The 26,586-nt window shown below is 35.8% G+C and carries 24 protein-coding genes and 1 pseudogene; 13 read left to right on the top strand and 12 right to left on the bottom strand.

From position 1 onward, the window contains the following. Nucleotides 1-94: 94 nt before the first annotated feature. The 3 genes from A9G35_RS01575 to lysS all read left to right on the top strand — a co-directional run bounded on the left by A9G35_RS01575 (nucleotide 95) and on the right by lysS (nucleotide 3,564). Nucleotides 95-718: a Fe-Mn family superoxide dismutase gene (locus A9G35_RS01575; protein ID WP_065635398.1), complete on the top strand. Its 624-nt coding sequence runs from the start codon at nucleotides 95-97 to the stop codon at nucleotides 716-718. Nucleotides 719-917: 199 nt separating this feature from the next. After that, nucleotides 918-2,016 (top strand): peptide chain release factor 2 gene (prfB, locus tag A9G35_RS01570; RefSeq protein WP_141672761.1). Its coding sequence is split into 2 segments (ribosomal slippage): nucleotides 918-992 and nucleotides 994-2,016, totalling 1,098 coding nucleotides; the frame shifts between segments, so codons are not numbered across the junction. A 30-nt stretch (nucleotides 2,017-2,046) separates the two neighbouring features. Further along, nucleotides 2,047-3,564 carry a lysine--tRNA ligase gene (gene lysS, locus A9G35_RS01565; RefSeq protein WP_065561673.1) on the top strand — a complete coding sequence of 506 codons (1,518 nt, stop codon included), beginning with the start codon at nucleotides 2,047-2,049 and terminating at the stop codon, nucleotides 3,562-3,564. 218 nt (nucleotides 3,565-3,782) lie between these two features. Here lysS and A9G35_RS01560 read toward each other — a convergent pair whose 3' ends face one another. Together A9G35_RS01560 and upp are read right to left on the bottom strand one after the other, a co-directional pair. Next, the gene (locus tag A9G35_RS01560; protein WP_065635418.1) at nucleotides 3,783-5,018 is read right to left on the bottom strand and encodes a uracil-xanthine permease family protein; all 1,236 of its coding nucleotides are present in this window, start codon (nucleotides 5,016-5,018) and stop codon (nucleotides 3,783-3,785) included. Between the two features lie 126 nt (nucleotides 5,019-5,144). Continuing rightward, nucleotides 5,145-5,771: a uracil phosphoribosyltransferase gene (gene upp / locus A9G35_RS01555; RefSeq protein WP_065635397.1), complete on the bottom strand. Its 627-nt coding sequence runs from the start codon at nucleotides 5,769-5,771 to the stop codon at nucleotides 5,145-5,147. Nucleotides 5,772-5,988: 217 nt separating this feature from the next. On the opposite strand from upp, the gene A9G35_RS01550 reads away from it, so the two are divergent. Both A9G35_RS01550 and A9G35_RS01545 read left to right on the top strand, forming a co-directional pair. Further along, the gene (locus A9G35_RS01550) at nucleotides 5,989-6,324 is read left to right on the top strand and encodes a DUF805 domain-containing protein (RefSeq protein WP_065635396.1); all 336 of its coding nucleotides are present in this window, start codon (nucleotides 5,989-5,991) and stop codon (nucleotides 6,322-6,324) included. A 368-nt stretch (nucleotides 6,325-6,692) separates the two neighbouring features. Next, nucleotides 6,693-7,046 carry a DUF805 domain-containing protein gene (locus A9G35_RS01545; RefSeq protein ID WP_065635395.1) on the top strand — a complete coding sequence of 118 codons (354 nt, stop codon included), beginning with the start codon at nucleotides 6,693-6,695 and terminating at the stop codon, nucleotides 7,044-7,046. Nucleotides 7,047-7,111: 65 nt separating this feature from the next. Here the strand turns inward: A9G35_RS01545 and gntR are convergent, their stop codons facing one another. Both gntR and ung read right to left on the bottom strand, forming a co-directional pair. Continuing rightward, complete coding sequence (gntR, locus tag A9G35_RS01540) at nucleotides 7,112-8,116, bottom strand: gluconate operon transcriptional repressor GntR (RefSeq protein WP_065635394.1); 1,005 nt, start codon at nucleotides 8,114-8,116, stop codon at nucleotides 7,112-7,114. Continuing rightward, nucleotides 8,113-8,802, bottom strand: coding sequence for a uracil-DNA glycosylase (ung, locus tag A9G35_RS01535; protein WP_065635393.1), 690 nt, complete (start codon nucleotides 8,800-8,802; stop codon nucleotides 8,113-8,115). The genes gntR and ung overlap by 4 nt, the downstream gene beginning before the upstream one ends. Nucleotides 8,803-9,006: 204 nt before the next feature. Between ung and grcA the strand changes: the two genes are divergently transcribed. Beyond that, complete coding sequence (gene grcA, locus A9G35_RS01530; protein WP_065635392.1) at nucleotides 9,007-9,390, top strand: autonomous glycyl radical cofactor GrcA; 384 nt, start codon at nucleotides 9,007-9,009, stop codon at nucleotides 9,388-9,390. Between the two features lie 126 nt (nucleotides 9,391-9,516). Here grcA and A9G35_RS13805 read toward each other — a convergent pair. Further along, nucleotides 9,517-9,920, bottom strand: a pseudogene (locus tag A9G35_RS13805) (hypothetical protein); the annotation flags it as partial. A gap of 295 nt (nucleotides 9,921-10,215) precedes the next feature. On the opposite strand from A9G35_RS13805, the gene A9G35_RS13040 reads away from it, so the two are divergent. From A9G35_RS13040 to ispC, 4 genes are all read left to right on the top strand, one after another. Next, nucleotides 10,216-11,364 carry a hypothetical protein gene (locus A9G35_RS13040; protein ID WP_065635391.1) on the top strand — a complete coding sequence of 383 codons (1,149 nt, stop codon included), beginning with the start codon at nucleotides 10,216-10,218 and terminating at the stop codon, nucleotides 11,362-11,364. 1,116 nt (nucleotides 11,365-12,480) lie between these two features. After that, nucleotides 12,481-13,152: a deoxyribose-phosphate aldolase gene (gene deoC / locus A9G35_RS01520; RefSeq protein WP_065635390.1), complete on the top strand. Its 672-nt coding sequence runs from the start codon at nucleotides 12,481-12,483 to the stop codon at nucleotides 13,150-13,152. 61 nt (nucleotides 13,153-13,213) lie between these two features. Continuing rightward, nucleotides 13,214-13,975, top strand: a complete 762-nt coding sequence (gene deoR / locus A9G35_RS01515; RefSeq protein WP_065635389.1) for a DNA-binding transcriptional repressor DeoR — start codon at nucleotides 13,214-13,216, stop codon at nucleotides 13,973-13,975. Between the two features lies 1 nt (nucleotide 13,976). Beyond that, nucleotides 13,977-15,155 carry a 1-deoxy-D-xylulose-5-phosphate reductoisomerase gene (gene ispC / locus A9G35_RS01510; protein ID WP_065635388.1) on the top strand — a complete coding sequence of 393 codons (1,179 nt, stop codon included), beginning with the start codon at nucleotides 13,977-13,979 and terminating at the stop codon, nucleotides 15,153-15,155. Between the two features lie 61 nt (nucleotides 15,156-15,216). Here ispC and A9G35_RS01505 read toward each other — a convergent pair whose 3' ends face one another. Next, a complete protein-coding gene (locus tag A9G35_RS01505) occupies nucleotides 15,217-16,176 on the bottom strand; it encodes an aminoimidazole riboside kinase (RefSeq protein ID WP_065635387.1) in 960 nt (319 codons plus the stop codon). A 272-nt stretch (nucleotides 16,177-16,448) separates the two neighbouring features. On the opposite strand from A9G35_RS01505, the gene A9G35_RS01500 reads away from it, so the two are divergent. Continuing rightward, entirely contained in the window at nucleotides 16,449-17,918 is a 1,470-nt protein-coding gene (locus A9G35_RS01500) for a glycoside hydrolase family 32 protein (RefSeq protein WP_065635386.1), read from the top strand. A gap of 211 nt (nucleotides 17,919-18,129) precedes the next feature. Here the strand turns inward: A9G35_RS01500 and A9G35_RS01495 are convergent, their stop codons facing one another. Both A9G35_RS01495 and A9G35_RS01490 read right to left on the bottom strand, forming a co-directional pair. Further along, a complete protein-coding gene (locus tag A9G35_RS01495) occupies nucleotides 18,130-19,611 on the bottom strand; it encodes a SulP family inorganic anion transporter (protein ID WP_065635385.1) in 1,482 nt (493 codons plus the stop codon). A gap of 254 nt (nucleotides 19,612-19,865) precedes the next feature. Next, complete coding sequence (locus A9G35_RS01490; protein WP_065635384.1) at nucleotides 19,866-20,870, bottom strand: LacI family DNA-binding transcriptional regulator; 1,005 nt, start codon at nucleotides 20,868-20,870, stop codon at nucleotides 19,866-19,868. Between the two features lie 202 nt (nucleotides 20,871-21,072). On the opposite strand from A9G35_RS01490, the gene A9G35_RS01485 reads away from it, so the two are divergent. Together A9G35_RS01485 and cysE are read left to right on the top strand one after the other, a co-directional pair. Continuing rightward, nucleotides 21,073-22,317, top strand: a complete 1,245-nt coding sequence (locus tag A9G35_RS01485) for an oligosaccharide MFS transporter (protein WP_065635383.1) — start codon at nucleotides 21,073-21,075, stop codon at nucleotides 22,315-22,317. A gap of 182 nt (nucleotides 22,318-22,499) precedes the next feature. Next, nucleotides 22,500-23,261: a serine O-acetyltransferase gene (gene cysE / locus A9G35_RS01480; RefSeq protein ID WP_065635417.1), complete on the top strand. Its 762-nt coding sequence runs from the start codon at nucleotides 22,500-22,502 to the stop codon at nucleotides 23,259-23,261. A gap of 126 nt (nucleotides 23,262-23,387) precedes the next feature. Here cysE and A9G35_RS01475 read toward each other — a convergent pair whose 3' ends face one another. From A9G35_RS01475 to coaBC, 4 genes are read right to left on the bottom strand one after another with little or no spacing between them, the layout of a single operon-like run. Further along, nucleotides 23,388-24,239 carry a mechanosensitive ion channel domain-containing protein gene (locus tag A9G35_RS01475; protein ID WP_065635382.1) on the bottom strand — a complete coding sequence of 284 codons (852 nt, stop codon included), beginning with the start codon at nucleotides 24,237-24,239 and terminating at the stop codon, nucleotides 23,388-23,390. 59 nt (nucleotides 24,240-24,298) lie between these two features. Beyond that, a complete protein-coding gene (slmA, locus tag A9G35_RS01470; RefSeq protein ID WP_065635381.1) occupies nucleotides 24,299-24,892 on the bottom strand; it encodes a nucleoid occlusion factor SlmA in 594 nt (197 codons plus the stop codon). Beyond that, nucleotides 24,889-25,347 carry a dUTP diphosphatase gene (gene dut, locus A9G35_RS01465; RefSeq protein WP_034909576.1) on the bottom strand — a complete coding sequence of 153 codons (459 nt, stop codon included), beginning with the start codon at nucleotides 25,345-25,347 and terminating at the stop codon, nucleotides 24,889-24,891. The genes slmA and dut overlap by 4 nt, the downstream gene beginning before the upstream one ends. Then, nucleotides 25,331-26,557, bottom strand: coding sequence for a bifunctional phosphopantothenoylcysteine decarboxylase/phosphopantothenate--cysteine ligase CoaBC (coaBC, locus tag A9G35_RS01460; RefSeq protein WP_065635380.1), 1,227 nt, complete (start codon nucleotides 26,555-26,557; stop codon nucleotides 25,331-25,333). Before coaBC ends, dut begins: the two co-directional genes overlap by 17 nt. Nucleotides 26,558-26,586 lie beyond the last annotated feature (29 nt).

Raw genomic sequence — 26,586 nt, 5'->3', positions numbered from 1 at the left:
AGTCATTAACTATCTATCTAATAGATTGTTAGTAATATTAATAGCCCGTATACTGCTAAGATAAAGTAGTTAATAATATGAAAGGAACAATACCATGGCTTATACTTTACCGCCCCTACCTTATGCTTATGATGCATTAGAACCTTATATTGATTCTGAAACTATGCATCTGCATCACGATAAACATCATCAAACTTATGTGAATAATGCTAATGCGGCGATTGAGTCATTGTCTGCTGAACTAAAACAGTTATGCCCAAGCGAATTATTAAAAAATTTAGATAAAGTCCCCGCTGACAAATTAACCGCTATTAAAAATAATGTGGGTGGACATGTTAATCACACCTTTTTCTGGGAACTTTTAAAAGTCGGTACTGAACTTAAAGGCGAGCTTAAAACTGCAATCGAAAAGGATTTTGGTTCAGTTGACGCCTTTAAAGAAAAATTTGCAGCAGCGGCAGCCACTCGCTTTGGTTCAGGTTGGGCTTGGTTAGTACTACAAAATGGCAAACTTGCTATTGTATCTACTGCTAATCAAGATTCTCCAATTATGGGCGAAAAATTTGCCGGTGTGTCTGGTACGCCAATTTTAACGCTTGATGTTTGGGAACACGCTTATTATTTAAAATATCAAAATCGCCGTGTTGATTACATCGGTGCATTTTGGAATGTGGTTAACTGGGATAAAGTTGCCGAACTTTATGCTCAAGCTAAATAATTAAATAATAATAAATATAATAATAAATATAATAATAAAATTTTATTGAAAATGGCGTATTATGCGTCATTTTTATTTTTTAATTTATCAATAAGTTAACCTAATCGGCCTAAAATTGGTCATTGCTAAATTATGCCCAAATCCGCTACAATGGACGCTTGTTTAATAAATCATAAAACAGAGCAACTCCATTTAAATCATGTTTGAAATTAATCCAGTTAAATCAAAGATAGCAGAACTTACCGAACGCACAGCCGTGATTCGGGGGTATCTTTGACTATGATCTAAAAAAAGAACGGCTCGAAGAAGTCAATGCCGAGCTAGAGCAATCCGAAGTATGGGCCGATCCAGAAAAAGCACAAGCGTTAGGTAAAGAACGCGTTGCACTTGATGAAATAATCAATACTATTCATTCATTAACTCAAGGTCTTGACGATGTTGAAGGCTTGCTTGAACTTGCTATTGAAGCTGAAGATCAAGATACTTTCGATGAAGCTAATTTTGAACTTGAACAGTTAGAGAAAAAACTGGCTGGACTTGAATTCCGACGAATGTTTTCTGGTAAATATGATAGTGCAGATTGTTATTTAGATATCCAATCAGGCTCAGGGGGAACTGAAGCACAAGATTGGGCAGAAATGTTACTTAGAATGTATTTACGCTGGGCTGAATCAAAAGGTTTTGCAACTGAAGTGATGGAAGTATCGGATGGTGATGTTGCTGGTATCAAATCGGCAACGATTAAAGTATCGGGTGATTATGCTTACGGTTGGTTACGCACAGAAACTGGAGTACACCGCCTAGTTCGCAAAAGTCCATTTGACTCAGGCAATCGACGCCATACCTCGTTTGCTTCTGTATTTGTTTATCCTGAAATTGATGATGATATTGATATCGACATTAACCCTGCCGATCTCCGTATCGATGTATACCGTGCGTCAGGTGCTGGTGGTCAACATGTAAATAAAACTGAGTCTGCTGTACGAATCACTCATATTCCTACGGGTATTGTTACTCAATGTCAAAATAACCGTTCACAACACAGCAATAAAGATCAAGCAATGAAACAGTTAAAAGCAAAACTGTATGAGCTTGAGATGCAAAAAAAGAATGCTGAAAAACAACAAATGGAAGAGACTAAATCTGACATTGGTTGGGGAAGCCAAATTCGCTCTTACGTACTTGATGATTCGCGTATCAAGGATTTGCGTACTGGCGTTGAAACTCGTAATACACAGGCCGTATTAGATGGCGATTTAGATCAATTTATTGAAGAAAGCTTAAAAGCAGGTTTATAAACCGCTTGGTTATAAATAAAAGGTAAAACTATGTCAACAGAGCAGCAAGATCAACAAAACCAAATTGAAGAGTTAAATAATGAACTAAAAGTACGTCGCGAAAAGCTCGCTCATCTTCGCGAACAAGGTATTGCTTTCCCTAATGATTTTCGCCGTGATGCGATTTCTAGTGATCTCCATAAACAATATGGCGATAAAACTAACGAAGAACTGATTGAAAAGAAAATTATTGTAACTGTGGCTGGCCGTATGATGATGCGTCGTATTATGGGGAAAGCCTCGTTTGTTTCTCTACAAGATGTTGCAGGGCAAATCCAACTTTACGTTACCCGTGATGATCTACCAGAAGGTTTTTATAATGAGCAATTTAAAAAGTGGGATTTAGGGGACATTGTTGGCGCTAAAGGTTACCTATTTAAAACCAAAACTGGTGAGCTTTCTATTCACTGTGAAGAAATTCGTTTACTGACCAAAGCACTTCGCCCATTACCTGATAAGTTTCATGGACTTGCAGACCAAGAGATGCGTTACCGCCAACGTTACTTAGATCTTATCACCAATCAAGAATCAAGAGAGACTTTTAAAGCGCGTTCCAAAGTTGTCAGTGAAATCCGCAACTTTATGATTGAAAACCACTTTATGGAAGTCGAAACGCCAATGATGCAGGTAATTCCGGGTGGTGCATCAGCTAAACCATTTATTACGCATCACAATGCGCTTGATTTAGATATGTATATGCGTATTGCGCCAGAACTTTATCTAAAACGATTAGTTGTAGGCGGCTTTGAGCGGGTATTTGAAATTAATCGCAACTTCCGAAATGAAGGCGTATCACCAAGACATAATCCAGAATTTACCATGATGGAAATGTACATGGCTTATGCTGATTACAAAGATCTGATCGTATTAACAGAAACATTATTCCGTCGTTTAGCTATTGCGGTAACAGGTGATGCTGTTGTGCAATATGGTGAACATACGTTTGATTTTGGTAAACCATTTATCAAAATGACCATGCGTGAAGCCATTTGCCATTACCGCCCTGAAACCAATAATGCAGACTTAGATGATTTTGATAAAGCTTGTGCTATTGCACAGTCAATTGGCATTAAAATTGAAAAAGGTTGGGGACTTGGTCGTGTTGTGACTGAAATTTTTGAAGAAGTGGCTGAATCGAACTTAATTCAACCAACTTTTATTACCGAATACCCAGCAGAAGTATCACCGCTTGCTCGCCGTAACGACGAAAACCCATTTGTAACAGACCGATTCGAGTTTTTTATTGGTGGTCGTGAAATTGGTAATGGATTCTCAGAGCTTAATGATGCTGAAGATCAAGCTCAACGCTTTGCTGATCAAGTATCACAAAAAGATGCGGGTGATGATGAAGCGATGTTTTATGATGAAGATTATATTACAGCGCTGGAGCACGGCTTACCGCCTACAGCAGGACTTGGGATTGGTATTGACCGTACGGTGATGCTATTTACCAACAGCCATACAATTCGTGACGTAATTTTATTCCCAACCATGCGTCCAATCAAATAAAACCGCTTATCACTACTTATCACTAAAAACACACTTATTTTTTGATAAGTGTGTTTTGATACTTAAGTACATACTTTCCTGAAAGTTTTTAACAAAATCTAGCTGTTTTTTAGATTATTTTTTTGTAAAAAATATTCAGGATTCTATACCGTTTCGCGATTTATTATAAATATCGTTGGCTATAAAACATCCAACGATATATAAGGAGTTTAAGGACTTTAATGAGTACCTGTCGACTTTTCTTGACGAGGTAAGATCAGGTTTAACACAATAGCTAAAATACCGCACAAACTAATACCTTGCAGTGTATAAGATCCAAAATCAAAGATCATCCCACCAATCCCAAAAACTAAGACTAATGAGACAATACACATATTTCGAGGCACGGAAAGATCCACTTTGTGTTTAACTAAAATATTTATGCCCACTGATGCAATAGAACCAAACAGTAACACCATAATCCCCCCCATTACTACAGTTGGAATTGAACTTAAAAATGCACCAATTTTTCCGATAAAAGACATTAAAATTGCCCAAAAAGCTGCCCATGTCATTACTCGAGTTTTGAAATTACGAGTTAGCGTTACTGCACCAATCACTTCTGCATAAGTAATACACGGTGGTCCACCAAAAAATCCTGCCATCGAAGTTGCTAGCCCATCACCAAGTAATGTACGCTGTAAACCGGGATCGCGTGTATAGTCTTTACCTGTTACCGAACCAATCGCCATAATATCACCAACATGTTCAATGGTTGGCGCAATGACAATTGGGATCATATACAAAATGGCTTGCCAGTGAAATTCAGGAAAAGTGAAATCGGGAACTTTAAACCATGGTGCGTCAATAATAGGTTGGAAATTGACAATACCAAACATGCAAGAGAGCGTATAACCAACTACAATACCTGAAATAATAGGTAATAATTTTAAAAAACCTTTTGCCCAAATAGCAACCACTAAAGTTGTTAATAATGATGCCATTGAAATAATAATCAATTGATAATTCTCGGCTTGCAGTCCACTATCTTTACCCATTGCCATACCTATAGTAACAGGTGCCAATGATAAACCAATAACCATAATAATTGGTCCAGTTACAACTGGTGGTAATATACGGTCAATAACATGGCTACCATTGATTTTTACTAAAAAAGCAAAAAACATAAAAACAAAACCCGCAGCCACTAAACCGCCTAAAGTGGCAGGAATGCCCCATTGAGCAACACCAAATGAAATAGGGGCAATAAAAGCAAATGATGACGCTAAAAATACAGGAACTTTACCTTTAGTTGTCAGTTGAAATAACAACGTACCAACACCAGCAGTAAAAAGAGCTACATTTGGGTTTAACCCTGTTAATAGTGGAACTAACACCAATGCACCAAATGCGACAAATAACATTTGCGCTCCAGTAAAAATATCTTGCCATGAATGCTTATGCTGTGATGTTATATTTTTTGTTTTATCTGTTGTGATATTGCTCACATCTCGCCTCTCTTACTTAACGAAGTTTATTGTATAACTTGCCTGATTAACAGGCATAAAAAAACCGGATTAACCGGTCTAAATTTTGAGATTTTATTTTGTGCCGAAGATTTTGTCTCCAGCATCACCCAGTCCAGGTAATATGTAGCCTTTTTCGTTCAACCTCTCATCAATCGATGCCGTATAAAGTTCAACATCAGGGTGAGCTTGTTCAAGCACTTTAATACCTTCTGGTGCAGCAACTAAAACTAATACTTTAATATTTTTACAACCTGCTTTTTTAAGTAAATCGATTGTCGCCACCATTGACCCACCTGTTGCTAACATTGGATCAACAACTAAAGCCATTCGCTCTTCAATATCCGAGGTTAATTTTTGGAAATAAGGAACAGGTTCTAACGTTTCTTCGTTACGGTAAAAACCCACAACACTAATACGGGCACTTGGCACATGCTCAAGCACACCATCCATCATACCTAAGCCTGCACGCAAAATAGGTACAACCGTAATTTTTTTACCCTTAATACGTTCTACTTGAACAGGCCCACACCAACCATTTATGGTGACTTTTTCAGTAGGGAGATCAGCCGTTGCTTCATAAGTTAATAAACTGCCAACTTCACTGGCAAGATCGCGGAAGTCTTTGGTGCTAATATCGTGTTCACGCATTAAACCAATTTTATGACGGACGAGGGGGTGTTTAACTTCAACTATTTTCATGGAGGGAACCTCAGTGTTATTTTCTATAATCTGTTAGTTGGTATAAATAACCACTGAGCGATAATTCTAGCATAGTTATCACTTTATGAAAACCTGAAATCAACAGGTTTATCGACAGTGTAAATATTAGTAAAAATATCAACAATAAAAATCAGTTTAATTTTCGTTTTATTTTCATTAGAATCGTTATCAGTTATTAAATAAAAAGGGATAGGGAATGAATTGGTTTATTGATTGTATTACAATAAATTATGCAAATTTTAATGGGCGAGCTTGCCGTAAAGAATATTGGATGTTCTCTTCGATCTATATTGTTCTAATTATTTTGATGATAATTATTGATAATATGATGAAAAATAACCTCGTTTTAACTTTGAGCTTGCTGTTGACTTTATTTGTTCCTAATTTCGCAGTTACAGTACGCCGTTTGCATGATGTTGATAAACCGGGTCGGTACTTTTGGACTGCAACACCTTATACGCTATTAAAACTTATGTGTACCGATTCAACTCCTGGTCCTAACCAATATGGCGAAAACCCTAAAGGGATGTAGTTTGTTAATTAGCCTAGTCACCAAACTACCGTTATTTTTTGGTAGACCTACTGTTGCTTTATCGTTAGCAAACAACCAACTTCACTATATCAAGATCGCAAAACTCTTTTGGTACTAATATCCTGTTCACACATTAAGCCAATTTTATGACATTAGTTGGTATAAATAACCACTGAGCGGTAATTTTAAAAATAGATATCCACTCTATAAAAACTGGAAATCAACAAGTCAATGGCAATAAATTTTGATAAAAAATAAAAAATATTTAATTCAATGATAAAAATCAGTTTTATTTTCGATTTTTTTTCATTAAAATAACAAACCCTAAATTACTTTACAAAACTTATCAAAAAAGGATATATATAAGGATGAATTGGTTTATTGATTGTATTACAAAAAAAAATTATGCAAATTTTAATGGTCGAGCTCGTCGTAAAGAATATTGGATGTTCATTTTATTCTATATTATTTTAGCTTTTATCACGATAATCATTGATAAAATGATTGGAAGTCCCTTAGTTATAACCGCTATCTTAGTGTCGGCATTATTCCTTCCTAGTTTAGCTGTTACTGTACGCCGCTTACATGATACAAGTAAATCAGGTTGGTGGGTTTTGTTACAATTTATTCCATACATTGGTGGTATTATTATATTAGTATTCTGCGTAATGGACTCAACACCAGGCAGCAACCAATACGGTGAAAACCCTAAAGGATTATAATTTACTAATAACCTTATCACTAAAGGTGGTAAGGTTAAATCATTATCAATATTATCCCCTATCTTCTAAATACTTTCTCCATCTAGATACTCAACCGGCAAATCAATCACTTTTTGCTCAACCTTCTCGCCGTTGATTCGTTTTAATAACAGCTCCGCTGCAATTTTCCCCATCTCAATTCTTGGTGTCTGTATAGACGCCAATTTGGGATTCATAAATTTACCAATTTGGTGTCCATGAAATCCAACAATCGCTATCTGTTTTGGCACTTCAATCCCCACCCGTTGGCATTCAAGTAATACCCCTAAAGCTAAGTCATCATTTGTACTAAAAATACCATCAACAGAAGGAAACTCTATTAAAATTTGATGTAAAAATCTCGCTCCTAATTCATAAGATGATGCTTCTTTAGTCGCTAGCGTTCGAGGTGTCAATCCAGATTCTTCCATAGCCTTTTCATATCCTTTTTGACGTATAATACTTCGTTGATCTTGTCTTGCACTAAAATAGACAATATTACGGCGACCTTTATCTATCATTTTATCAATCATATTCTTGGTTGCAGTAAAATTATCAAATCCGACAGCCATATCAATACAAGGTGAAACACTGTCCATAATTTCAACCACTGGTACACCAGACATTTCGATCATCTTTAATGTTGCAGGGGTATGTGTTCTTTCGGTTAAAATCAATCCATCAATATTATATGAAAGCAACGAACGCAAACGAGACTCTTCTTTTTCTGCGCTGTATCCAGTATGGGTAATCATGGTTTGATATCCGCTAGCATCAGTCACCATTTCAATACCTTTTAAAATATCGGCAAAAACTTGATTAGTTAAAGAAGGAAACACAACCCCGATTGCATTACTTTTGGCGTTAGACAGCATATCAGGTGCTTTATTAGGAATATAACCAAGCTCATCAATTGCAGCTGAAATTTGCAATTGGAGAGGTTTAGACACCAAATTGGGATCGCGTAAAAAACGACTTACCGTCATTTTACTAATTCCAATTAAATTGGCGATCTCTTGCAAACTTGTTCGACGTTTTTTATTCGCACTCATTTATGATCTTCCGGTAGTTTTGGTTGCCAATCAATGGGTGTTTTACCTTGTTGCATAATAATATCATTTGCTCTAGAAAAGTGCTTACAACCAAAAAATCCCCGATGTGCAGACAACGGTGATGGATGCACAGAGGTCAAAACATGATGTTTTTGCCGATTAATAAATTGCCCTTTTTTTTGTGCAGGCGATCCCCACAACAAAAAAACAACGCCTTCAAGATACTGATCAATTGCCGCAATAACATGATCGGTAAAGGTTTCCCAACCAATTTTAGCATGAGAATGCGCTAGCCCCGCTTCAACAGTCAACACATTATTTAATAGTAATACACCTTGAGTTGCCCAAGAAGCCAAATAACCATGAGAAGGAACTTTAAAACCATCAATATCAGTTGCTAGTTCTTTATAAATATTAACTAACGATGGTGGTGTTTTAACTCCGGGTAAAACAGAAAAAGAAAGGCCATGCGCTTGGTTTGGGCCATGATAAGGATCTTGTCCTAAAATCACCACTTTGATTTGATCAAACGGCGTAAAACGAAACGCATTAAATACATCATGCTGAGGAGGATAAATAACTTTGCCATTGGCTCGCTCTGAAGCCACAAATTGCATTATTTGTTGAAAATAAAGCTTTTCTTTTTCACCACCAATAACATCATGCCAAGTTAAATTTATCGTCATATTTTATATCACTCATTAATAATGCCTATATTACTTAACAAAAGCTAATTCAACTTAAGACATAATAACCCAACAAAAGTAAAAATTAAAACTAAAGGTATTACTTATCGAAGCAATAGTTTTTTTTGACTTTAATCAAATTTTTAAAGTGCTATATTAACCTTAATTATTTTAGGGTAATAAAGCCCGTTAGGAGGATTTAAAATGATTACAGGTATCCAAATTACTAAAGCAGATAACGCTGCACTTCTAAACTCTTTCTGGTTATTAGATGACACAACTAAAGAAGCTCGTTGTGTAGCTGCTAAATCAGTTTATAAAGAAGATCAAATTATCCCAACTGCAGAACTTGGTCAATTCGAATATCGTGAAGTACCATTAGATGTTGCACCAACTATTAAAGTTGAAGGTGGTCAACATTTAAACGTTAACGTTCTTCGCCGTGAAACTTTAGAAGACGCTGTTCAACATCCAGAAAAATACCCACAATTAACAATTCGTGTTTCTGGTTATGCAGTACGTTTTAACTCATTAACAGCAGAACAACAACGTGACGTTATTGCTCGTACGTTTACAACTAAAATTTAACTGTCTATTTAAAAACTTAGAAATACTCGCGCTTTACTAAACTTTAATTTAGACAAAAAGCTCACCAAAAGGCGAGTTTTCAGATTGATGACAAACCTCGATATAATTCGGGGTTTATTTTTTTATTTAAACCATAAACAGGATTTTTAATTTGGATTTTATTAAATAAATTAAAAAATGGCCTAAAAAACGTAACAAAACTAGCTTTATCGCTATTTTCTTGATATTTTGAGCCGTTGCGGCCAATAAACACTGTATTTGAACCTGCGCCCTTCCCCTAAATGGTGCATGGCGATGTCCGTGGTATTGTTTGGGATTCTCACCATGAGTGGGCGACGATAACCCAACACTGGATTAAAGCCAAACCGCCCTAACTGGCGTTTTAATCGAGTCATATAAGGCTAGGAATCATAGACATTTCCGGCTATAACATAGGTATCGGTAATTAAATTATGTTTGCCATCAATCGTTTGGTGATTTAAGTAGAAGAACCCTTTAGGCTTGCCTTCCTGATGCATAAAGCTACTGTCCGTATATAAAACCCGACCATTTATCAACCATTGGCAATGACCTGCTCAACAATTTAAAAAAACACAGGTGCATTTATGGCGGATTATTTTAATCATAACAAAGAATAATTCGCTGTTTTTTACAACTCAATTAGTAAAACCCTTAATAAAACTAAAAAAATTTTCAAAAAGGCTAGTCAAATAGTTTTCAAACGATTACACTAAAAAAGCGAAACAGATCATTTAACGATCGAACGGGTATAAAAAACCAAATAAAACAAAGAATTACTTGACAGAGGGAATATAATGCAGTACCATGTTAAACACCGAACACCGAACACCGAACACCGAACACCGAACACCGAACACCGAACACCGAACACCGAACACCGAACACTGGCAAACCTATGCCTTAAGCTTATCAAATAACGCCATTAGGCACGTTTTTACACTTTTCTTACTTATACCTTCGACATTTTGGTTTAAATCATCACTAAAATCATTGGCAAAAATTGCATTACTGGCACTGCCGTTATTGTCATATTCGTGGCAATTGCAGGCAGCAAATAATAACACTAATCAAACGGATAAGCGTAGTGATGCAATAATACTACCACCGTCAGAAGTTATTAATTATGCAAGGCCAACTCTAAGGTTTGGTCATGCAGGCCCTGCTGACATATGGAATTCGAATAAAGGCTTTTTAGTTCAATCAATCAATTCTGAATCATACTACCTCAATTTCCCGACCACAGGCGCGCATAATTTATCTTTTGATTTACTTATAAGTGGAGTAGATATAAATAAATTGACATGGCAACCAGTCACGCATGAGGGAATTACTGCAACAGTGACAAATGTTGTAAATACTACTTTGTGGACTCCTGAGAAGGAGGCTTATGAGGAGAGAGGAAAAGAGGTAGCTCGCGTAACACTAACCGGTCCAGAGGCAAGAAATGAATGGAACAATCCTCATCCTAGCCCAATTGCTAAGCCAAAGTTACCGCAGACGTTTGAGTTAGTGGGTAGAGATAATAATGGCAATGAAGTAGTCTATGGATTTGTGCTACAAAAGTGGTTCGTCAATCGTGGTTATCAATCTGAACCTTATAGTGACCAGTTAGCATGGTGCAATAGTTTGGGTTATCGCATGCCGAAGGTAAAAGATTTAACCAATGCGAAGTGTGGTAAACATATGTTTTTCCCCTGTAGGAATGGCATAGATGGCGCCAAGCCGTCGTCAGGATATAGTTCATTACAACGTCGAATTGGCGCTGGATTTTTTACGGAGTGGGGCTACATGCTAGACTACTATGGTGCGTACTTTTCCTTCCTCAACTATTGGACAAGTGACGGGATAGAGGCAGATAGAATTCGGTACAATGTTGACGCGGGCGGTGGCAACGTTGCCATTCCCAGCGAAAGCCCCGACACCCACTTTTATGCTGTTTGCACCACCCCTTAGCTTTTAGTTTTTAATCTTTAAAGTTATATAAGACAGCCAAGCAATAAAAAATAGCAGCCTCACATTGAGTGGGGCTGTTTATTTGTCTATTTTACTGGTTGTTTTTGTAAAAAATATTCAGGAGTGTATACCGTTTGGGCATTTAAAAACCGAAAAGTGTGATAGGTACTTTAATTGAAATAGCGCGTCATTAATCGATATTAAAGTATTTAACTATTTAAAATTATATAAATAATTTTAAAAACACAGGTGCATTTATGATGGATTATTTTAATCATAACGAGGATAATTCGCTGTTTTTTACAGCTTAAAAAGTGGGCTGTTTATTTGTCTATTTTACTGGTTGTTTTTGTAAAAAATATTCAGGAGTGTATACCGTTTGGGCATTTAAAAACCGAAAAGTGTGATAGGTACTTTAATTGAAATAGCGCGTCATTAATCGATATTAAAGTATTTAACTATTTAAAATTATATAAATAATTTTAAAAACACAGGTGCATTTATGATGGATTATTTTAATCATAACGAGGATAATTCGCTGTTTTTTACAGCTTAAAAAGTGGGCTGTTTATTTGTCTATTTTACTGGTTGTTTTTGTAAAAAATATTCAGGAGTGTATACCGTTTGGGCATTTAAAAACCGAAAAGTGTGATAGGTACTTTAATTGAAATAGCGCGTCATTAATCGATATTAAAGTATTTAACTATTTAAAATTATATAAATAATTTTAAAAACACAGGTGCATTTATGATGGATTATTTTAATCATAACGAGGATAATTCGCTGTTTTTTACAGCTTAAAAAGTGGGCTGTTTATTGGTTTATTTTACTGGTTATTTTTGTAAAAAATATTCAGGAGTGTATACCGTTTGGGGATTTAAAAAACCAAAAGTATATAATAGTCTTCACTTAATCTGACATTTGAGCTATTTTATAACACAAAAAGGAGAGTCAGAAATGAATCAAACCGTTTAATACTATTTTTATTTGTACTATTTTCTACAATCCCCCATAATGTTACTATAATAACATTATCACCCTATATCTGTTATTAAAATAACATTTACAACTAATAAATTCATTATATTAGACATCAAAACTAAAAAACTTAAGGACATTACTATGAATTATGCAAAGTATATCGATCATACTTTACTGGCAATGAACGCAACAAAAGACCAAATCACTAAACTTTGTGAAGAAGCTAAACAATACCATTTTTATTCAGTTTGTGTAAATTCAGGCTATGTTCCTTTAGTGGCTAGTTTACTGAAAGGTAGCGATGTAAAAGTGTGTTCAGTAGTTGGCTTTCCGTTAGGTGCAATGCTAACTAGTGCTAAAGCCTTTGAAACCGAAATGGCGGTTAAAGCAGGTGCGCAAGAAATCGATATGGTTATCAATGTGGGTTGGTTAAAAAGCAACGATTGGGATGCGGTTAAACAAGATATTGAAGCGGTATTTAATGCTTGTGGCGCTGTGCCATTAAAAGTGATTTTAGAAACCTGTTTATTAACTAAAGACGAAATTGTTAAAGTCTGCGAAATATGCAAGCAAATTGGCATTGCTTTTGTTAAAACCTCAACAGGGTTTAGTGTATCTGGCGCAACGGTTGAGGATGTTAAGTTGATGCGTGATACCGTTGGTAATGCGATGGGCGTTAAGGCATCGGGCGGTATTCGTGATCGTCAAACGGCTGAAAAAATGGTTCAAGCAGGGGCTTCGCGTTTAGGGGCTAGTGCTGGTATTGCGATTGTTTCTGGTGATGCAACTTCGACCAGTGATTATTAATCAATGATATCAATTAATAAGCTACTTATGTAGCTTGTTATTATTGATTTATGGGATCAGCATGGAAACACAATCACAAAAAAGAGTGAATGATCTTATTCAACTTTTAAAAAAAACAGATAAGATTCATTTAAAACAAGCCGCTAAGTTGTTGGCCGTTTCAGAAATGACTATTCGCCGAGATTTGAGCCATGTTGGCTGTTCCCTAAGTGTTTTGGGTGGCTATGTTGTTAGTGATGCTCGTCATCAAATTACCCCGTATTTTTTGTCAGACCAACAAGATAAACAGGTTTATGAAAAACAATATATTGCCAATATAGCTAGTAAATACATTGTAGAAAACGATACCGTTTTTTTTGATTGTGGTACCACTATTCCTTTTATTATTGATGCCATTGATGATGAAATAACTTTTACTGCGATCTGTTATTCATTAAACGCATTTTTAGCATTACAAAATAAACCCAATTGTAAGACAATTTTATGTGGTGGTCATTATCAGGCGAATAATGCGATTTTTAGTGCTATTGGTCAGCATAGTGAATTAAATTCGATTTGCCCAAATAAAGCATTTATTTCGGCCGCAGGGATTGATATTAAGCAAGGCGTAACTTGTTATCATTTTGATGAGCTTAATATGAAGCGTGCAGCAATACAACGTTCAGGTCAAACTATTTTAATTGCCGATCATACTAAATTTAATCAAGTTAAACCGGCTTTTATTGGTGAGTTAACTCTGTTTAATCAAATTATTACAGATAAAGTGCCAACCAAGGAATTTATTAATTTTTTAGCTAACCATAATATAGATTTAATGTATTAATATGAAAAATATCACAATTTTAGGTTCGACAGGTTCAATTGGTTGCAGTACGCTAGCGGTTATTGCTCAAAATCCACATCTATTTAAAGCTTATGCTTTAGTAGGAGGTAATAACGTTGCCAAAATGACTGAGCAATGTCTGGTTTTTAAGCCTAAATACGTTGCCATGACAACAGCGCAAGTCGCGACAGAGTTAAAAGCAAATCTTGCTAATTTAAAATTGGATATTGAAGTGTTAAGTGGTGAACAAGCCATTTGCGACTTAGCGCAGTTGCCCGAGGTCGATCAAGTGATGGCGGCTATTGTGGGGGCGGCAGGGCTAAGACCAACGCTTGCTGCGATTAAAAAAGGTAAGCGTATTTTGTTGGCCAATAAAGAATCGCTAGTAACCTGTGGGCATTTATTTATGCAAGCGATTAAAGAGTATGGTGCTGAGTTGTTACCAGTGGATAGTGAACATAACGCTATTTTTCAAAGTTTGCCAACAGTGGTACAGCATGATTTAGGTTTTGCTAATCTTGCTGAGCATGGTATTATTAAAATCGTGTTAACAGGATCTGGCGGACCATTTCGCGATTGGGATTTAGCTAAACTAGCGTACGTTACTCCCGAGCAAGCGGTGGCTCACCCTAATTGGTTGATGGGCAAAAAAATATCTGTCGATTCGGCAACGATGATGAATAAAGGCCTTGAATATATTGAAGCTCGTTGGTTATTTAATGCCAGTGCCGATGAAATGGAAATTATTATTCATCCGCAATCAATCATCCATTCCATGGTGCGTTATCAAGATGGTAGTGTGGTGGCTGAACTTGGTGTGCCTGATATGTGCACGCCAATTGCTTATGCCATGTCTTACCCCGATCGTGTGCCATCAAGTGTACCACCTTTAGATTTTACGCAAATTTCATCGTTAACCTTTAAACAACCTGACTTTGGTCGTTATCCATGTTTAAAATTGGCAATCGATGCCTTTAATCAAGGGCAAGCGGCTACCACGGCGCTTAATGCTGCTAATGAAGTTGCGGTTGAGGCCTTTTTGCAAAATAAAATTGGTTTTATGGATATTGCCAAGCAAGTATCAAATGTATTAGACAAGCTTAATCTGCCTGAACCAAACATGATTGACGATGTTTTTGTTATTGATGATTGGGCAAGATCGCAAGCATTAGTTTATTAGCGGTTATGGTTAAATGTATGGTGATGATTTCACCATACATTAGCTTTATAAGCATTAAGTGTTAATCCATTAATTTAGCCGATAGTGCAGGGTTATCAGCAATAAATGATTGTAAAAATGCACTATCAGGAAGCGCGCTTAACGCGCCTTTTTGGGTCGTGGCTAGTGCACCACAAGCACTGGCGACAGTCATCATACTTTCTAGCATTAATTTATCGTTTGGCATTCCTGATGTTGCAATGCTACTAAGCAATCCTGCAACAAAAGCATCGCCTGCGCCTGTTGTGTCAACACTATTAACATGATAAGCGTTAAACGAGAACATTTTATCTTGCCATAATACAACACTGCCATCTTTACCTTTGGTGATTAATTTTAATGGTGCATGATAATGCTGTTGTAGTTTGTTTAGGGCAATTGTCCAATTGTCACTTTCTGTTAACCAAAATAGCTCATCATCAGATAGTTTTAGAATATCAGCATCATGGCAAAATTGGTTGATTGTTATGCGCATTTCGGTTTTATCGACCCACATTTGTTCACGCAAATTGATATCAAAACTAATTAAACCTTTTTGAGTGCTAAGTTGGTTAATTGCCGTTTTGACGGTTTGTCGGCAAGTGTGGCCAACTAGCGCTAAAGAGCAAAAATGTAAAATATCTTGGTTAAATTTAGGAATAGCTTGTTGTGATAAAAATTGATCGGCCGATGGCGAAACTAAAAAAGTAAAGCTTCGTTCACCATTTTTACCTAGATCAACCACTACAGTGCTAGTTTTGTGGTGATCATCTTTTTCAAGACTTTGGCAATCAACGTGATGCTCGCAAAACGTCTTTTCCATAAAATGACCAAAAGGGTCGTTGCCTACTCGCCCAATAAATCCTGATCGAAGCCCTAATTTTGCAATGCCAATTGCGACATTGGCAGGTGCGCCACCAGCGCATGCTTTATAATTCATATCAACAAGCGGTAATAAATCAACGACCGCATCGCCAAGACACCAAACTTTAGTATTATTCATTTTATGACTCAATTTGTAGTTAGTTATGTTTTAATTTGCTAAATATATCGTTATTTTTGCATAAATGAGTTAAGTTTTTATTATTTGATATATCGTTATCAAAAATTGATAATAGACTAAATCATTTATCAAAAAAATCATGGTTAGTATTAAAAATATGTGACATTTATCACATATTTCGCTTGTTATTTTAACATAAGTTAACGTTAACAGGTAAATTAGAGTACTATGTAACTATATCAATTTAATATTGGGTGAATAAAGGGGATTTTATGTCTAGTGCTATTGATAAAGCTAATCAAGCTGTTGAAAATTTAGAAAAAGAAATGAATAAGCAATACTATCCGCATTTTCATTTAGCACCGCAATCAGGTTGGATGAATGATCCTAATGGTTTGATCTATTTTAAAGGGCAATATCATGCTTTTTATCAACATCATCCTTATAATGAAAATTGGGGACCAATGCATTGGGGGCACGCTGTTAGCGATGACTTGGTGACATGGCGTAGATTACCAATAGCTATTGCACCTGATCAAGATTTTGATAAAAGTGGTTGCTTTTCGGGTTCCGCTGTTGATAACCATGGCGAGCTGTGTCTACTTTATACTGGTCATATTTGGTTAAATGGTGAAGGTAATGATGCACAAATTAGCCAAACCCAGTGCCTTGCAACCAGCAAAGATGGTATTTATTTTGAAAAACAAGGTACAGTGCTTGTTCCTAAAGAAGGGATTATGCATTTTCGTGATCCTAAAGTTTGGCAACAAGAAGGTAAATGGTGGATGGTTGTTGGTCAACGAACTCCTGATGATGTGGGTGAGGTCTTGCTTTATCGTTCTGATAATTTAAAAAATTGGGAATTTGATCAGGTCGTTGTCAGCAATATCGATCCGAACGTTTATATGCTTGAATGCCCAGACTTTTTTCCACTTGGTGATAAATGGGTTTTGATGTTTTCACCACAAGGCATGAAAGCAAAAGGATATCAATACCGCAATCGTTTTCAGTCTGGTTATATTGTTGGTGATTGGCAACCAGGAAAACCATTTTCTATTATTAAACCTTTCCAAGAAATGGATTTTGGACATGATTTTTATGCGCCGCAATCATTTCTTGCTGCTGATGGACGCCGTATTGTTTTTGCTTGGATGGATATGTGGGAGTCTGCCATGCCGAGCAAAAAAGATAAATGGGCAGGCGCGTTTACGCTTCCACGTGAACTTATTTTAGATCATGATAATAAAGTTCGAAACCGCCCAATTAAAGAGCTTGAAGCATTACGAGAAAACCCACAATCGCTAAATAATATCATCCTAAAAAATCAACTTAAAAATACAGATATTCAATCTATTAGCTGTGAACTTAAGGTTGAACTTGATTTAACTCAAAGTGATGCCGAGCGGTTTGGTTTGCAACTTGCCGCAACCGAAGATGGTAAACAAGCAACATTACTGTTTGTTGATCTACAATCAAATCGTCTTGTACTTGATAGGAGCTTATCAGGTCTTGAATTAAAAGGTTACCGCAGTGTGTCGTTACCAGAAACAGATAAATTAACCTTGCACATTTTTATTGATGCCTCATCAGTCGAGGTTTTTGTCAATGATGATTTGTATAGCTTGACTAGTCGTATTTATCCACAATTACCTGCAAAACGCCAAATTAATTTATTTGCTGAAAATGGACAAGCTAAAATCACTAAATTAGACAGTTGGCAATTGAAATCTATTTATTCATAATATTATTCACTGCCAATAGGCAGTGAAGTTTTACTTTTGTAAAAGTCGAATTTTTATTGAAACGTATTCAGAAATACGACAAATTGTTTATTTTGTAAAGCAATTTTTATATTATCAAGATTAATGTAGGCAAATATTGCATTTATTATTAGTATATGTCACATGTTTCTAAATAATAAATGCAAAACTTTGTTTTCTATTGCATATTTATTTAGTGGCTATTTAGCTTTTGTTTTGCATCTGGTTTATTATAAACCCCAAAATGGCCTACGATTGTGCTACTTGCTTTATTTAGCCCTAAAACTTCTACTTGTGCGCCTTCTGTGCGGAATTTGATTACAACTTTATCTAAAGCTGCTACAGCAGTTATGTCCCAAAAATGTGCTTGGGTAAGATCAATTGTTACTTTTTTTGCTGATTTTGTAAAATCAAATGAACTAATAAATTTTGAGGAAGAAGCAAAAAATACTTGTCCATACACGATATAGATGTGCTGTTCCTTATTGTGTTGCTTAGTTTCAATTTGTAGGTAATGAGCAACTTTATTAGCATAAAATAATGATGCCAGTAACACTCCTACAAATACACCGTAAGCAAGGTTATGGGTAAATACCACTACAACTACAGTCGAAAGCATCACAATATTGGTTGAAAGTGGATATGATTTAAGGTTTCTAATTGATTCCCAGCTAAAGGTACCAATTGAAACCATTATCATGACAGCAACTAACGCAGCCATGGGAATTTGGCTTACCCAGTCTTGCAAAAACACAACTAATAATAAAAGAACACTTCCTGCTATGAATGAAGATAAACGTGTTCGCCCACCTGACTTCATATTAATTATTGATTGTCCAATCATAGCACATCCGGCCATACCGCCAAAAAAACCTGTTACGATATTGGCAATACCTTGTCCCTTACACTCTCTGTTTTTATCACTAGGTGTGTCGGTTATATCATCTACAATAGTTGCGGTCATCATTGACTCTAATAAACCAACAATGGCTAATGAAATGGAATAAGGAAGAATAATCAATAGAGTATCAAGATTAAAAGGAACATTTGGAAGTAAAAATGTAGGCAAACTTGTTGGAAGTGTTCCCATATCGCCGACCGTTCTTATATCCATTCCCAGATACATATAAATACCAGTAAGAGTAAGAATGCAGAGTAGCGGTGAAGGAAGTATTTTTCCTACTTTAGGAACATAAGGAAAAAGGTAAATAATACCAAGTCCTGCAATAGTCATTACATAAACGTGCCATGTTACATTAGTCAATTCTGGAAGTTGCGCTAAAAAGATCAAGATAGCTAAGGCATTGACAAAACCAGTTACTACAGAGCGAGAAACAAAGCGCATTAAGTTTCCTAATTTAAGAAATCCGGCAATAATTTGAAAAATACCACATAAGATTGTTGCAACTAGTAAATATTCAACTCCTTGATTTTTAACTAATCCTGCAATAACTAACGCCATTGCACCTGTAGCAGCAGAAATCATACCTGGACGGCCACCAGTAAAAGCAGTCACAACCGCTATACAAAAGGCTGCATATAGCCCCATTTTGGGATCAACGCCAGCAATAATTGAAAAAGCAATTGCTTCGGGAATAAGAGCTAGCGCCACAACGACACCGGACAGAACATCATTTCTGATATTTGAAAACCATTCTTTATATAAAGATTGCATTGAATTAAATCACCATCTGAAAAAGTAAAAGAAAATTACAGCGTGAAGGAATGCATTTATAAGGCTAGCAAAATTTGATAGGAACAAACATGAAGTCTGTGCATCACGCGAGTAATTATAATTATGATTGATAAAAAGAACTCGCAATAAACTACACAGGTATACTCCAGAATAAATTTATATTTTTATACTAATAAAGTTTAAGCAATTGTACAAGATTAATTTTTTATTATAGCCAAAGACAATAATAATTTTTATAAAGATTCCCTTTCTAAATAAGGCGATGCCACATGTACTATCTCTTTTTGGGGTTGATTAGTGATAATATGTAATGCTGCTTGTTTACCGATCTCATAATGAGGTAACTGAACTGTTGTCAGTGGTGGGTAAAATAGTTCACCTGTGCCCACCATATTATCGTAACCTAATACCGCAATATCATTTGGAATTTTTAATCCTTTGCTAAGTAAAAATTGATAAGCAACAAAAGCAATGCGGTCATTGCCACAAATTAGCACATCAAAATCCGGTTTTTTATTACAATGTTGTTTCAATATATCAACTGTCATCATATATTCTTGTTTAATATTACTTGGTAAATGAGATATATGGTAACTTGTTAGATCTTTTATGTCTTTGCCAGCATCTTGCCATGCTTGTTCAACTGCTTTACGTCGAGTATTACCTGCCAATGTTTTATCTGATAGGTAGATACATAAAGGTTTTTTATAACCTTTTCTAATTACTTGCTGCATAGCTTGATATTGACCTAAATAGTCATTTGGTATATAGCAAGGCAACTTTTCAGAATTACTAATACAATTAGCTAAAACTATATTTTTTTTCAGTAATTTTTTAGGGAGATCAACTTTTCGTAATCCCATTGTTGTATAAATAATACCATCAGGTCGATACGATAATAGTGTATTAATTGCGTGATCAGCGTGTTTATCATCAAACAAATTTACAATAAAAGTATTCCAACCATATTGTTGAGCTGTTTTTTCAATTGCTTGTAATAGTTCAACCGAAAAAGGCGTCATTGCTGTTTCTAAGGCAAGCACCCCAATAGCACGAGGCCCTGAATTATCACCTCTAATTTTACGTGCTGACAAGTCAGGAACATAATTAAGCTGATCAATGGCTTGTTTGACTCGATTATAAGTTTCTTTGTTTAATTTGCTAGGATCATTTATTGCTCTAGATACTGTCATCAAGGACACTGATGCCAGTTTTGCAACATCCTTTAGTGAAGCCATACATAAATCCTTTTTACTTACAAGTATAGAAGATTAACGATTAATCTTAACGTGATCAAATGATAACACAATGATAAATGATAAAAAATGTGAGATAAGTAGCAATTATGAAAATTGATTATGTTCATCCCTTAATAAATATGTGCATAATGTTAACATTAACATGTTAACGTTAAACGCAAACGATTATAGGGTAATAAATATGAATATAGTACAAAACAGAAATTATTGGTTCTCATCTGGTTACCTTTTTACATTTTATGCCGCATGGTCACTGTGGTGGTCTTTTTATGCTATTTGGTTAAACAATAAAATTGGCTTATCGGGTGAGCAGTTAGGCATTGTTTATGCTGCTAATTCTGCTGCTGCCATGTTTTTTATGATTTTCTATGGCATTATCCAAGACAAATTACAAACAGGTAAAGCAGTTGTTACTTTTCAAAGTATTATTATGATGCTTATTGGCCCATTTTTAATTTATGTGTATGAACCTTTATTACAAAATAATTTTATTTGGGGTGTTTGTATTGGTGCACCAGTTTTAAGTGCCAGCTTTATTTCAGGTAGCGCTTTGATTGACTCTTTTATTGAACGCATTAGCCGGTTATTTGGCTTTGAATTTGGTTCTGCTCGTTTTTGGGGATCATTTGGTTATGCTGCTGCAACATTTGTTGCGGGTAAGTTATTTGGTATTGATCCTCATATTAACTTTTGGATGGCATCGGTTGTTGCAGTTATCTTTTTTACTATTAATATTGTATTTAAGCCAAAACACTATCAAACATCACCGATTAAAAATAACAATACCACTTTGTCAGAAAAAACAACGACTATACCAACAATGGCTGAAATTTTCTCGCTTTTAGGATTGCAAAAATTTTGGTTATTTGTATTGTTTGTTATTGGTACTTATAGTTTTTATACTATCTATGATCAGCAGTTATTTCCTAATTTTTATACTAGCTTTTTTGACAAACCAGAAGATGGTTATGAAGTTTATGGCTATTTAAATTCCTTCCAAGTCTTTTTAGAAGCAGCGTGTATGGTTATTGCGCCTTATTTTATTAACAAAATGGGAGCTAAAAAATCGTTATTAGTTGCTGCATTAGTCATGATTTGCCGAATTGCATTATCTGCAACATTAGATAACGTTTATTTCATTTCGTTAGTAAAACTATTTCATGCGATTGAAATTCCCTTATTTATTTTGGCAATGTTTAAATATATTGTAGGTAATTTTGATGCAAGGTTATCTGCTACACTTTACTTAGTTGGTTTTAATATTTCATCAAATCTTGGTGTTATTGTGTTGTCATGGTTGGTGGGTAAATTATTTGATAAGACAGGATATGCAACAACATTTTATGTGCTTGCAGGAGTTGTTTTACTTACTTCGATAATAGCAATATTTACTTTAAGTGACGAGAAAAAGGCAAATCAACAATAGTTTTAAATTAGCGCTAATAATTACAAAAATGGGAACATATTGTTTCCATTTTTCTTTTTTATCAACATTAAATCAATACAATCCTTGCTTCCAAGGAAAGTTTGCGAAACAATATTAGCAATTTTAGTTATTGAGTATAGGGACTTGTAGTGAATGATGTAAAAGTAGTTGTTAAACCCGAGATGTTATGGCAAACCATTCGGCAAGAGGCTTTTGAATTAGTGGAAAGCGAGCCAATGCTAGCAAGTTATTTCCATGCAACTTTACTTAATCATGAAGATTTGGGCAGTGCTTTAAGCTATATTTTAGCTAATAAACTTGTTTCTCAGGTTATGCCCGCTATTGAAATTCGTGAAATTGCTAGGCAGGCTTATCAAGCTGATGAAAGCCTCATCCAATTTGCGGTAAGTGATATTAGTGCTGTTTATATTCGCGATCCTGCAACAAATTACTACTCAACACCACTTCTTTATTACAAAGGATTTTTGTCCTTGCAAGCTTATCGAATTGCTCATTGGCTTTGGAAGCAAAACCGTAAATCACTTGCCATTTTTCTACAAAGCCAAATTGCGATAGTGTTTGGGGTGGATATTCATCCTGCGGCAAAAATTGGTTGTGGTGTGATGTTTGATCACGCAACGGGCATTGTGATTGGTGAAACAGTCGTAATTGAGAATGATGTTTCTATTTTGCAATCTGTTACATTAGGCGGTACAGGTAAAGAAAACGGTGATCGTCATCCCAAAATTAGAGAAGGGGTAATGATTGGTGCTCACTCAACGATTTTAGGTAATATCGAAATCGGCAAAGGTGCCAAAATTGGAGCAGGTTCTGTTGTGCTAGATCCTGTGCCACAACATACCACCGTTGCAGGTGTACCTGCTAAAGTAGTGGGTTGTCCTGATTGCGAAAAACCCGCGTTAAATATGGATCAAGATATTTAATTAAGTTGACATACTCTCCCCCTAAAGGACGAGGTTTTACGGCTAACTAGATAATAAAAAATGCCGTTGATAAATATTGACGGCATTTTAAATAATTAGATGTTTAATAATATATTATTTTATAAATTACGACTTACTGTTAACATTTACATCCATAGTTGGGTATGGAATATTAATATTATTTTCATTCAATCCATTTTTGATATTTTCAAGTAGTTCACCTTTTACTGCTCCGTAGTTTTCATTTAATGTCCAAACTAATACATTAAAATTCATTGAAGAAGCATCTAAAACATCTAATCGAATAGTTGGCTCTTTAGTTGTTAATATATTTTTTGTTTTATCAACGGCTTGTTTCAATACTCGGTAAACGGTTTGAATATCTGAATCATAACCAACATTAACTACCAAATCTAAACGTCTTTCTGGTAAGCGTGTATAATTGATAATATTAGCACTTACCACTTGGCTGTTAGGAATTATAACTAGTTCGTTGGTTGGTGTAATAATAGATGTTGAAAAAATTTGTATTGAATCAACCACACCTTGTTGGCTATTAATCACAACTGTTTCGCCTACTTTAAATGGGCGGAAAATAATTAAAATAACGCCAGCTGCAAAGTTGGATAGCGACCCTTGTAATGCCAAACCAACCGCTAACCCCGCCGCACCAATAATAGCAACAATCGATGCAGTTTGTACACCTAATTGGCCTAACACCGCAACTAATGTCATTATAACGATGGCATAGTATGATAAGGCGCTGACAAATTTAACAACAGTTGGGTCAACATGGCGGTTTGATAATATGCGTTTTAATTGGTTGCTAATAAACCTAGCGATAGTTCTACCAATAACAAAAATAAGAATAGCAAAGCAGAAATGGGCAATATAACTAAATACAACCCCATCATATCTTTTGATAAAATAAATGACATGATTTAAAAAGAGTTCGAAATTTGTATTATTATCACTCATATTATTATCCTCAGTAATCGGTAACTGATATTTCTGTCAACGTGTTTTATCAGCATGAACTAAATCAGTTGTTTGGCCAATAAAGCCCAACGTGTATCAAAATCAGTTGTTGGTAGATGTTTAAAACCTGAACGAGAATAACGTACCATCATACCCTCGCAAAAAGCCAATAATTGGCTAGATAAAATACGTTCATCAGTACTAAACGCAACGCCTTCACGAATTTTACGTTCTCGTAAGACTTGCTTAATTTGTGTTTCAATTCGTTCAAATAGTTGGCTAATGCGTTCTTGTAATTGATCTTGTTCAAACATTAATGCGTGCCCAGTCATAATTCGAGTTAATCCTGGGTTTTTTTCAGAAAAGCCTAATATCAATGCAAGAATAAGTTGTAAGCGAGTATAGGTGTTTGGCTCATCTTTCATAATGACATTAATCCGAGACAACAAGATATCTTCAATATAGACAATTAAGCTTTCAAACATTTTGGTTTTGCTAGGAAAATGTCGATAAAGCGCTGCCTCAGAAACTCCAACTGTTGCCGCTAATTTAGCTGTCGTAATGCGTTGTGTACCTTCATTGGATTCAAGCATTTTGGCTAATGCTTGTAATATGTCTTCTTTGCGATTTCTATTTTTGCTACTCACGATCATTTTTTACCCGAATGTCCAAAACCACCTTCGCCTCGTGCTGATTCAACAAATTCATCAACAATGTTAAATTCGGCTTGTACAACCGGAACAATGATTAGTTGGGCAATTCGATCGCCTGCTTCAATCACAAAAGGGGTTTGGCTTCGATTCCAAACAGGCACAAACAATTGACCTTGATAGTCCGAATCAATCAAACCAACCAAATTACCAAGCACAATACCATTTTTTGAACCAAGTCCTGAACGCGGTAACACTAATGCCGCTAAACTAGGATCTGCAATATGCATTGATAAACCTGTTGGCGTTAAAATGGTTTCGCCAGGTTTGATTTCAGTTGTTTTATCAAACATTGCACGCAAATCAATACCCGCTGATCCTTCAGTTGCATAAGTAGGTAGTGGAAATTCATTTCCTAAACGTTTATCTAATACTTTTATATCAATTTTTCTTTTCATCGTGACTCGCTTTATATCGTTTTATAACTGCTTCAAGCAGTTGTATTGCTAATTGTTGTTTGTTGCTTAATGGTAACGTTTGCTCACCATTTTGCCAATATAGCGTTAACGCATTTTGATCAGAATTAAAGCCAATGCTCTTGTCTGAAACATCATTAGCGCAAATTAAATCCAGGTTTTTTGTCGTTAATTTTTTTAGTGCATAAGCTTTAACATCATTGGTTTCGGCAGCAAATCCAACGACAAAAGGGCGATGTTTTTTTAATGCTGCAACGCTTGCGACAATGTCGGGATTTTTTACTAATTCAATCACAAGCTCATCGTTATCGCCGGTTTTTTTTATTTTTTGCGTCGCAATTGTTTTTGCATGATAATCAGCAACGGCGGCACAAGAAATAAAAATCGTCGATTTTTGGGCATGCTCCAATGCTTCGTCGTACATCTGCCTAGCGCTTTTAACATCAATTCGGTTAACATTATTTGGGGTATCTAAATGAACAGGGCCACTAATTAAGGTGACTGTTGCTCCCATTTGTGCCGCGGCATTTGCAATTGCAAAACCCATTTTACCCGAACTGTAATTACTAATATAACGGACAGGATCGATTTCTTCAATTGTTGGCCCTGCTGTAATCGTTATCGATATGCCTGAAAGTGCCGCAGTGGCTGAAAAATACTGTTTAATATTTTCAACAATTGTTTCAGGCTCTAACATTCGCCCTGGCCCAATATCACCACAGGCTTGAAAGCCACTGTCAGGCCCTAAAATTAAGGTGTTTCTTGATGTTAATACTGATAAGTTATGTTGCGTCGCAGCCGCTTTATACATTTGTTGATTCATAGCTGGTGTAATGACAATTGGCGACGGGGTTGCTAAGCAAACTGTTGATAATAAATCATCGGCAATACCATTTGCCATTTTGGCAATAATATTGGCAGTTGCTGGGGCAATAAGGACTAAATCGGCCCATTTGGCCAGTTCAATATGGCTCATAGACAGCTCGGCAGATGGATCAAATAAATCACTCGATACCGAATTGCCCGAAACTGCTTGTAATGTCATTTTGGTAACAAAATGGCTAGCAGAATCAGTCAAAACAACACGCACTTGTGCGCCACATTTTTTTAAATGACGAACCAGATCAGGGCATTTATAAGCAGCAATTCCGCCAGTAATTCCTAATAAGATACGTTTACCCGATAGACTCATAAGCCAACTTCCTTCCTACCAAAATGAAA

The organism is Gilliamella sp. Choc5-1 (assembly GCF_001690595.1).
GTDB classification, from domain to species: Bacteria; Pseudomonadota; Gammaproteobacteria; order Enterobacterales; family Orbaceae; genus Gilliamella; species Gilliamella apicola_M.
Note: the sequence above shows the minus strand (reverse complement) of the source record. Positions and strands in the feature narration are given on the sequence as shown.

What these genes read in the sequence shown, in the direction of transcription:
- cysE (WP_065635417.1), top strand. Translation starts at nt 22,500, where the DNA reads ATGTTATGGCAAACCATTCGGCAAGAGGCTTTTGAATTAGTGGAAAGC.
- lysS (WP_065561673.1), top strand. Translation starts at nt 2,047, where the DNA reads ATGTCAACAGAGCAGCAAGATCAACAAAACCAAATTGAAGAGTTAAAT.
- ispC (WP_065635388.1), top strand. Translation starts at nt 13,977, where the DNA reads ATGAAAAATATCACAATTTTAGGTTCGACAGGTTCAATTGGTTGCAGT.
- A9G35_RS01500 (WP_065635386.1), top strand. Translation starts at nt 16,449, where the DNA reads ATGTCTAGTGCTATTGATAAAGCTAATCAAGCTGTTGAAAATTTAGAA.
- upp (WP_065635397.1), bottom strand. Translation starts at nt 5,771, where the DNA reads ATGAAAATAGTTGAAGTTAAACACCCCCTCGTCCGTCATAAAATTGGT.
- A9G35_RS01545 (WP_065635395.1), top strand. Translation starts at nt 6,693, where the DNA reads ATGAATTGGTTTATTGATTGTATTACAAAAAAAAATTATGCAAATTTT.
- A9G35_RS01575 (WP_065635398.1), top strand. Translation starts at nt 95, where the DNA reads ATGGCTTATACTTTACCGCCCCTACCTTATGCTTATGATGCATTAGAA.
- slmA (WP_065635381.1), bottom strand. Translation starts at nt 24,892, where the DNA reads ATGATCGTGAGTAGCAAAAATAGAAATCGCAAAGAAGACATATTACAA.
- A9G35_RS13040 (WP_065635391.1), top strand. Translation starts at nt 10,216, where the DNA reads ATGTTAAACACCGAACACCGAACACCGAACACCGAACACCGAACACCG.
- A9G35_RS01490 (WP_065635384.1), bottom strand. Translation starts at nt 20,870, where the DNA reads ATGGCTTCACTAAAGGATGTTGCAAAACTGGCATCAGTGTCCTTGATG.
- dut (WP_034909576.1), bottom strand. Translation starts at nt 25,347, where the DNA reads ATGAAAAGAAAAATTGATATAAAAGTATTAGATAAACGTTTAGGAAAT.
- A9G35_RS01485 (WP_065635383.1), top strand. Translation starts at nt 21,073, where the DNA reads ATGAATATAGTACAAAACAGAAATTATTGGTTCTCATCTGGTTACCTT.
- A9G35_RS01495 (WP_065635385.1), bottom strand. Translation starts at nt 19,611, where the DNA reads ATGCAATCTTTATATAAAGAATGGTTTTCAAATATCAGAAATGATGTT.
- ung (WP_065635393.1), bottom strand. Translation starts at nt 8,802, where the DNA reads ATGACGATAAATTTAACTTGGCATGATGTTATTGGTGGTGAAAAAGAA.
- A9G35_RS01550 (WP_065635396.1), top strand. Translation starts at nt 5,989, where the DNA reads ATGAATTGGTTTATTGATTGTATTACAATAAATTATGCAAATTTTAAT.
- A9G35_RS01475 (WP_065635382.1), bottom strand. Translation starts at nt 24,239, where the DNA reads ATGAGTGATAATAATACAAATTTCGAACTCTTTTTAAATCATGTCATT.
- gntR (WP_065635394.1), bottom strand. Translation starts at nt 8,116, where the DNA reads ATGAGTGCGAATAAAAAACGTCGAACAAGTTTGCAAGAGATCGCCAAT.
- coaBC (WP_065635380.1), bottom strand. Translation starts at nt 26,557, where the DNA reads ATGAGTCTATCGGGTAAACGTATCTTATTAGGAATTACTGGCGGAATT.
- deoR (WP_065635389.1), top strand. Translation starts at nt 13,214, where the DNA reads ATGGAAACACAATCACAAAAAAGAGTGAATGATCTTATTCAACTTTTA.
- grcA (WP_065635392.1), top strand. Translation starts at nt 9,007, where the DNA reads ATGATTACAGGTATCCAAATTACTAAAGCAGATAACGCTGCACTTCTA.
- A9G35_RS01505 (WP_065635387.1), bottom strand. Translation starts at nt 16,176, where the DNA reads ATGAATAATACTAAAGTTTGGTGTCTTGGCGATGCGGTCGTTGATTTA.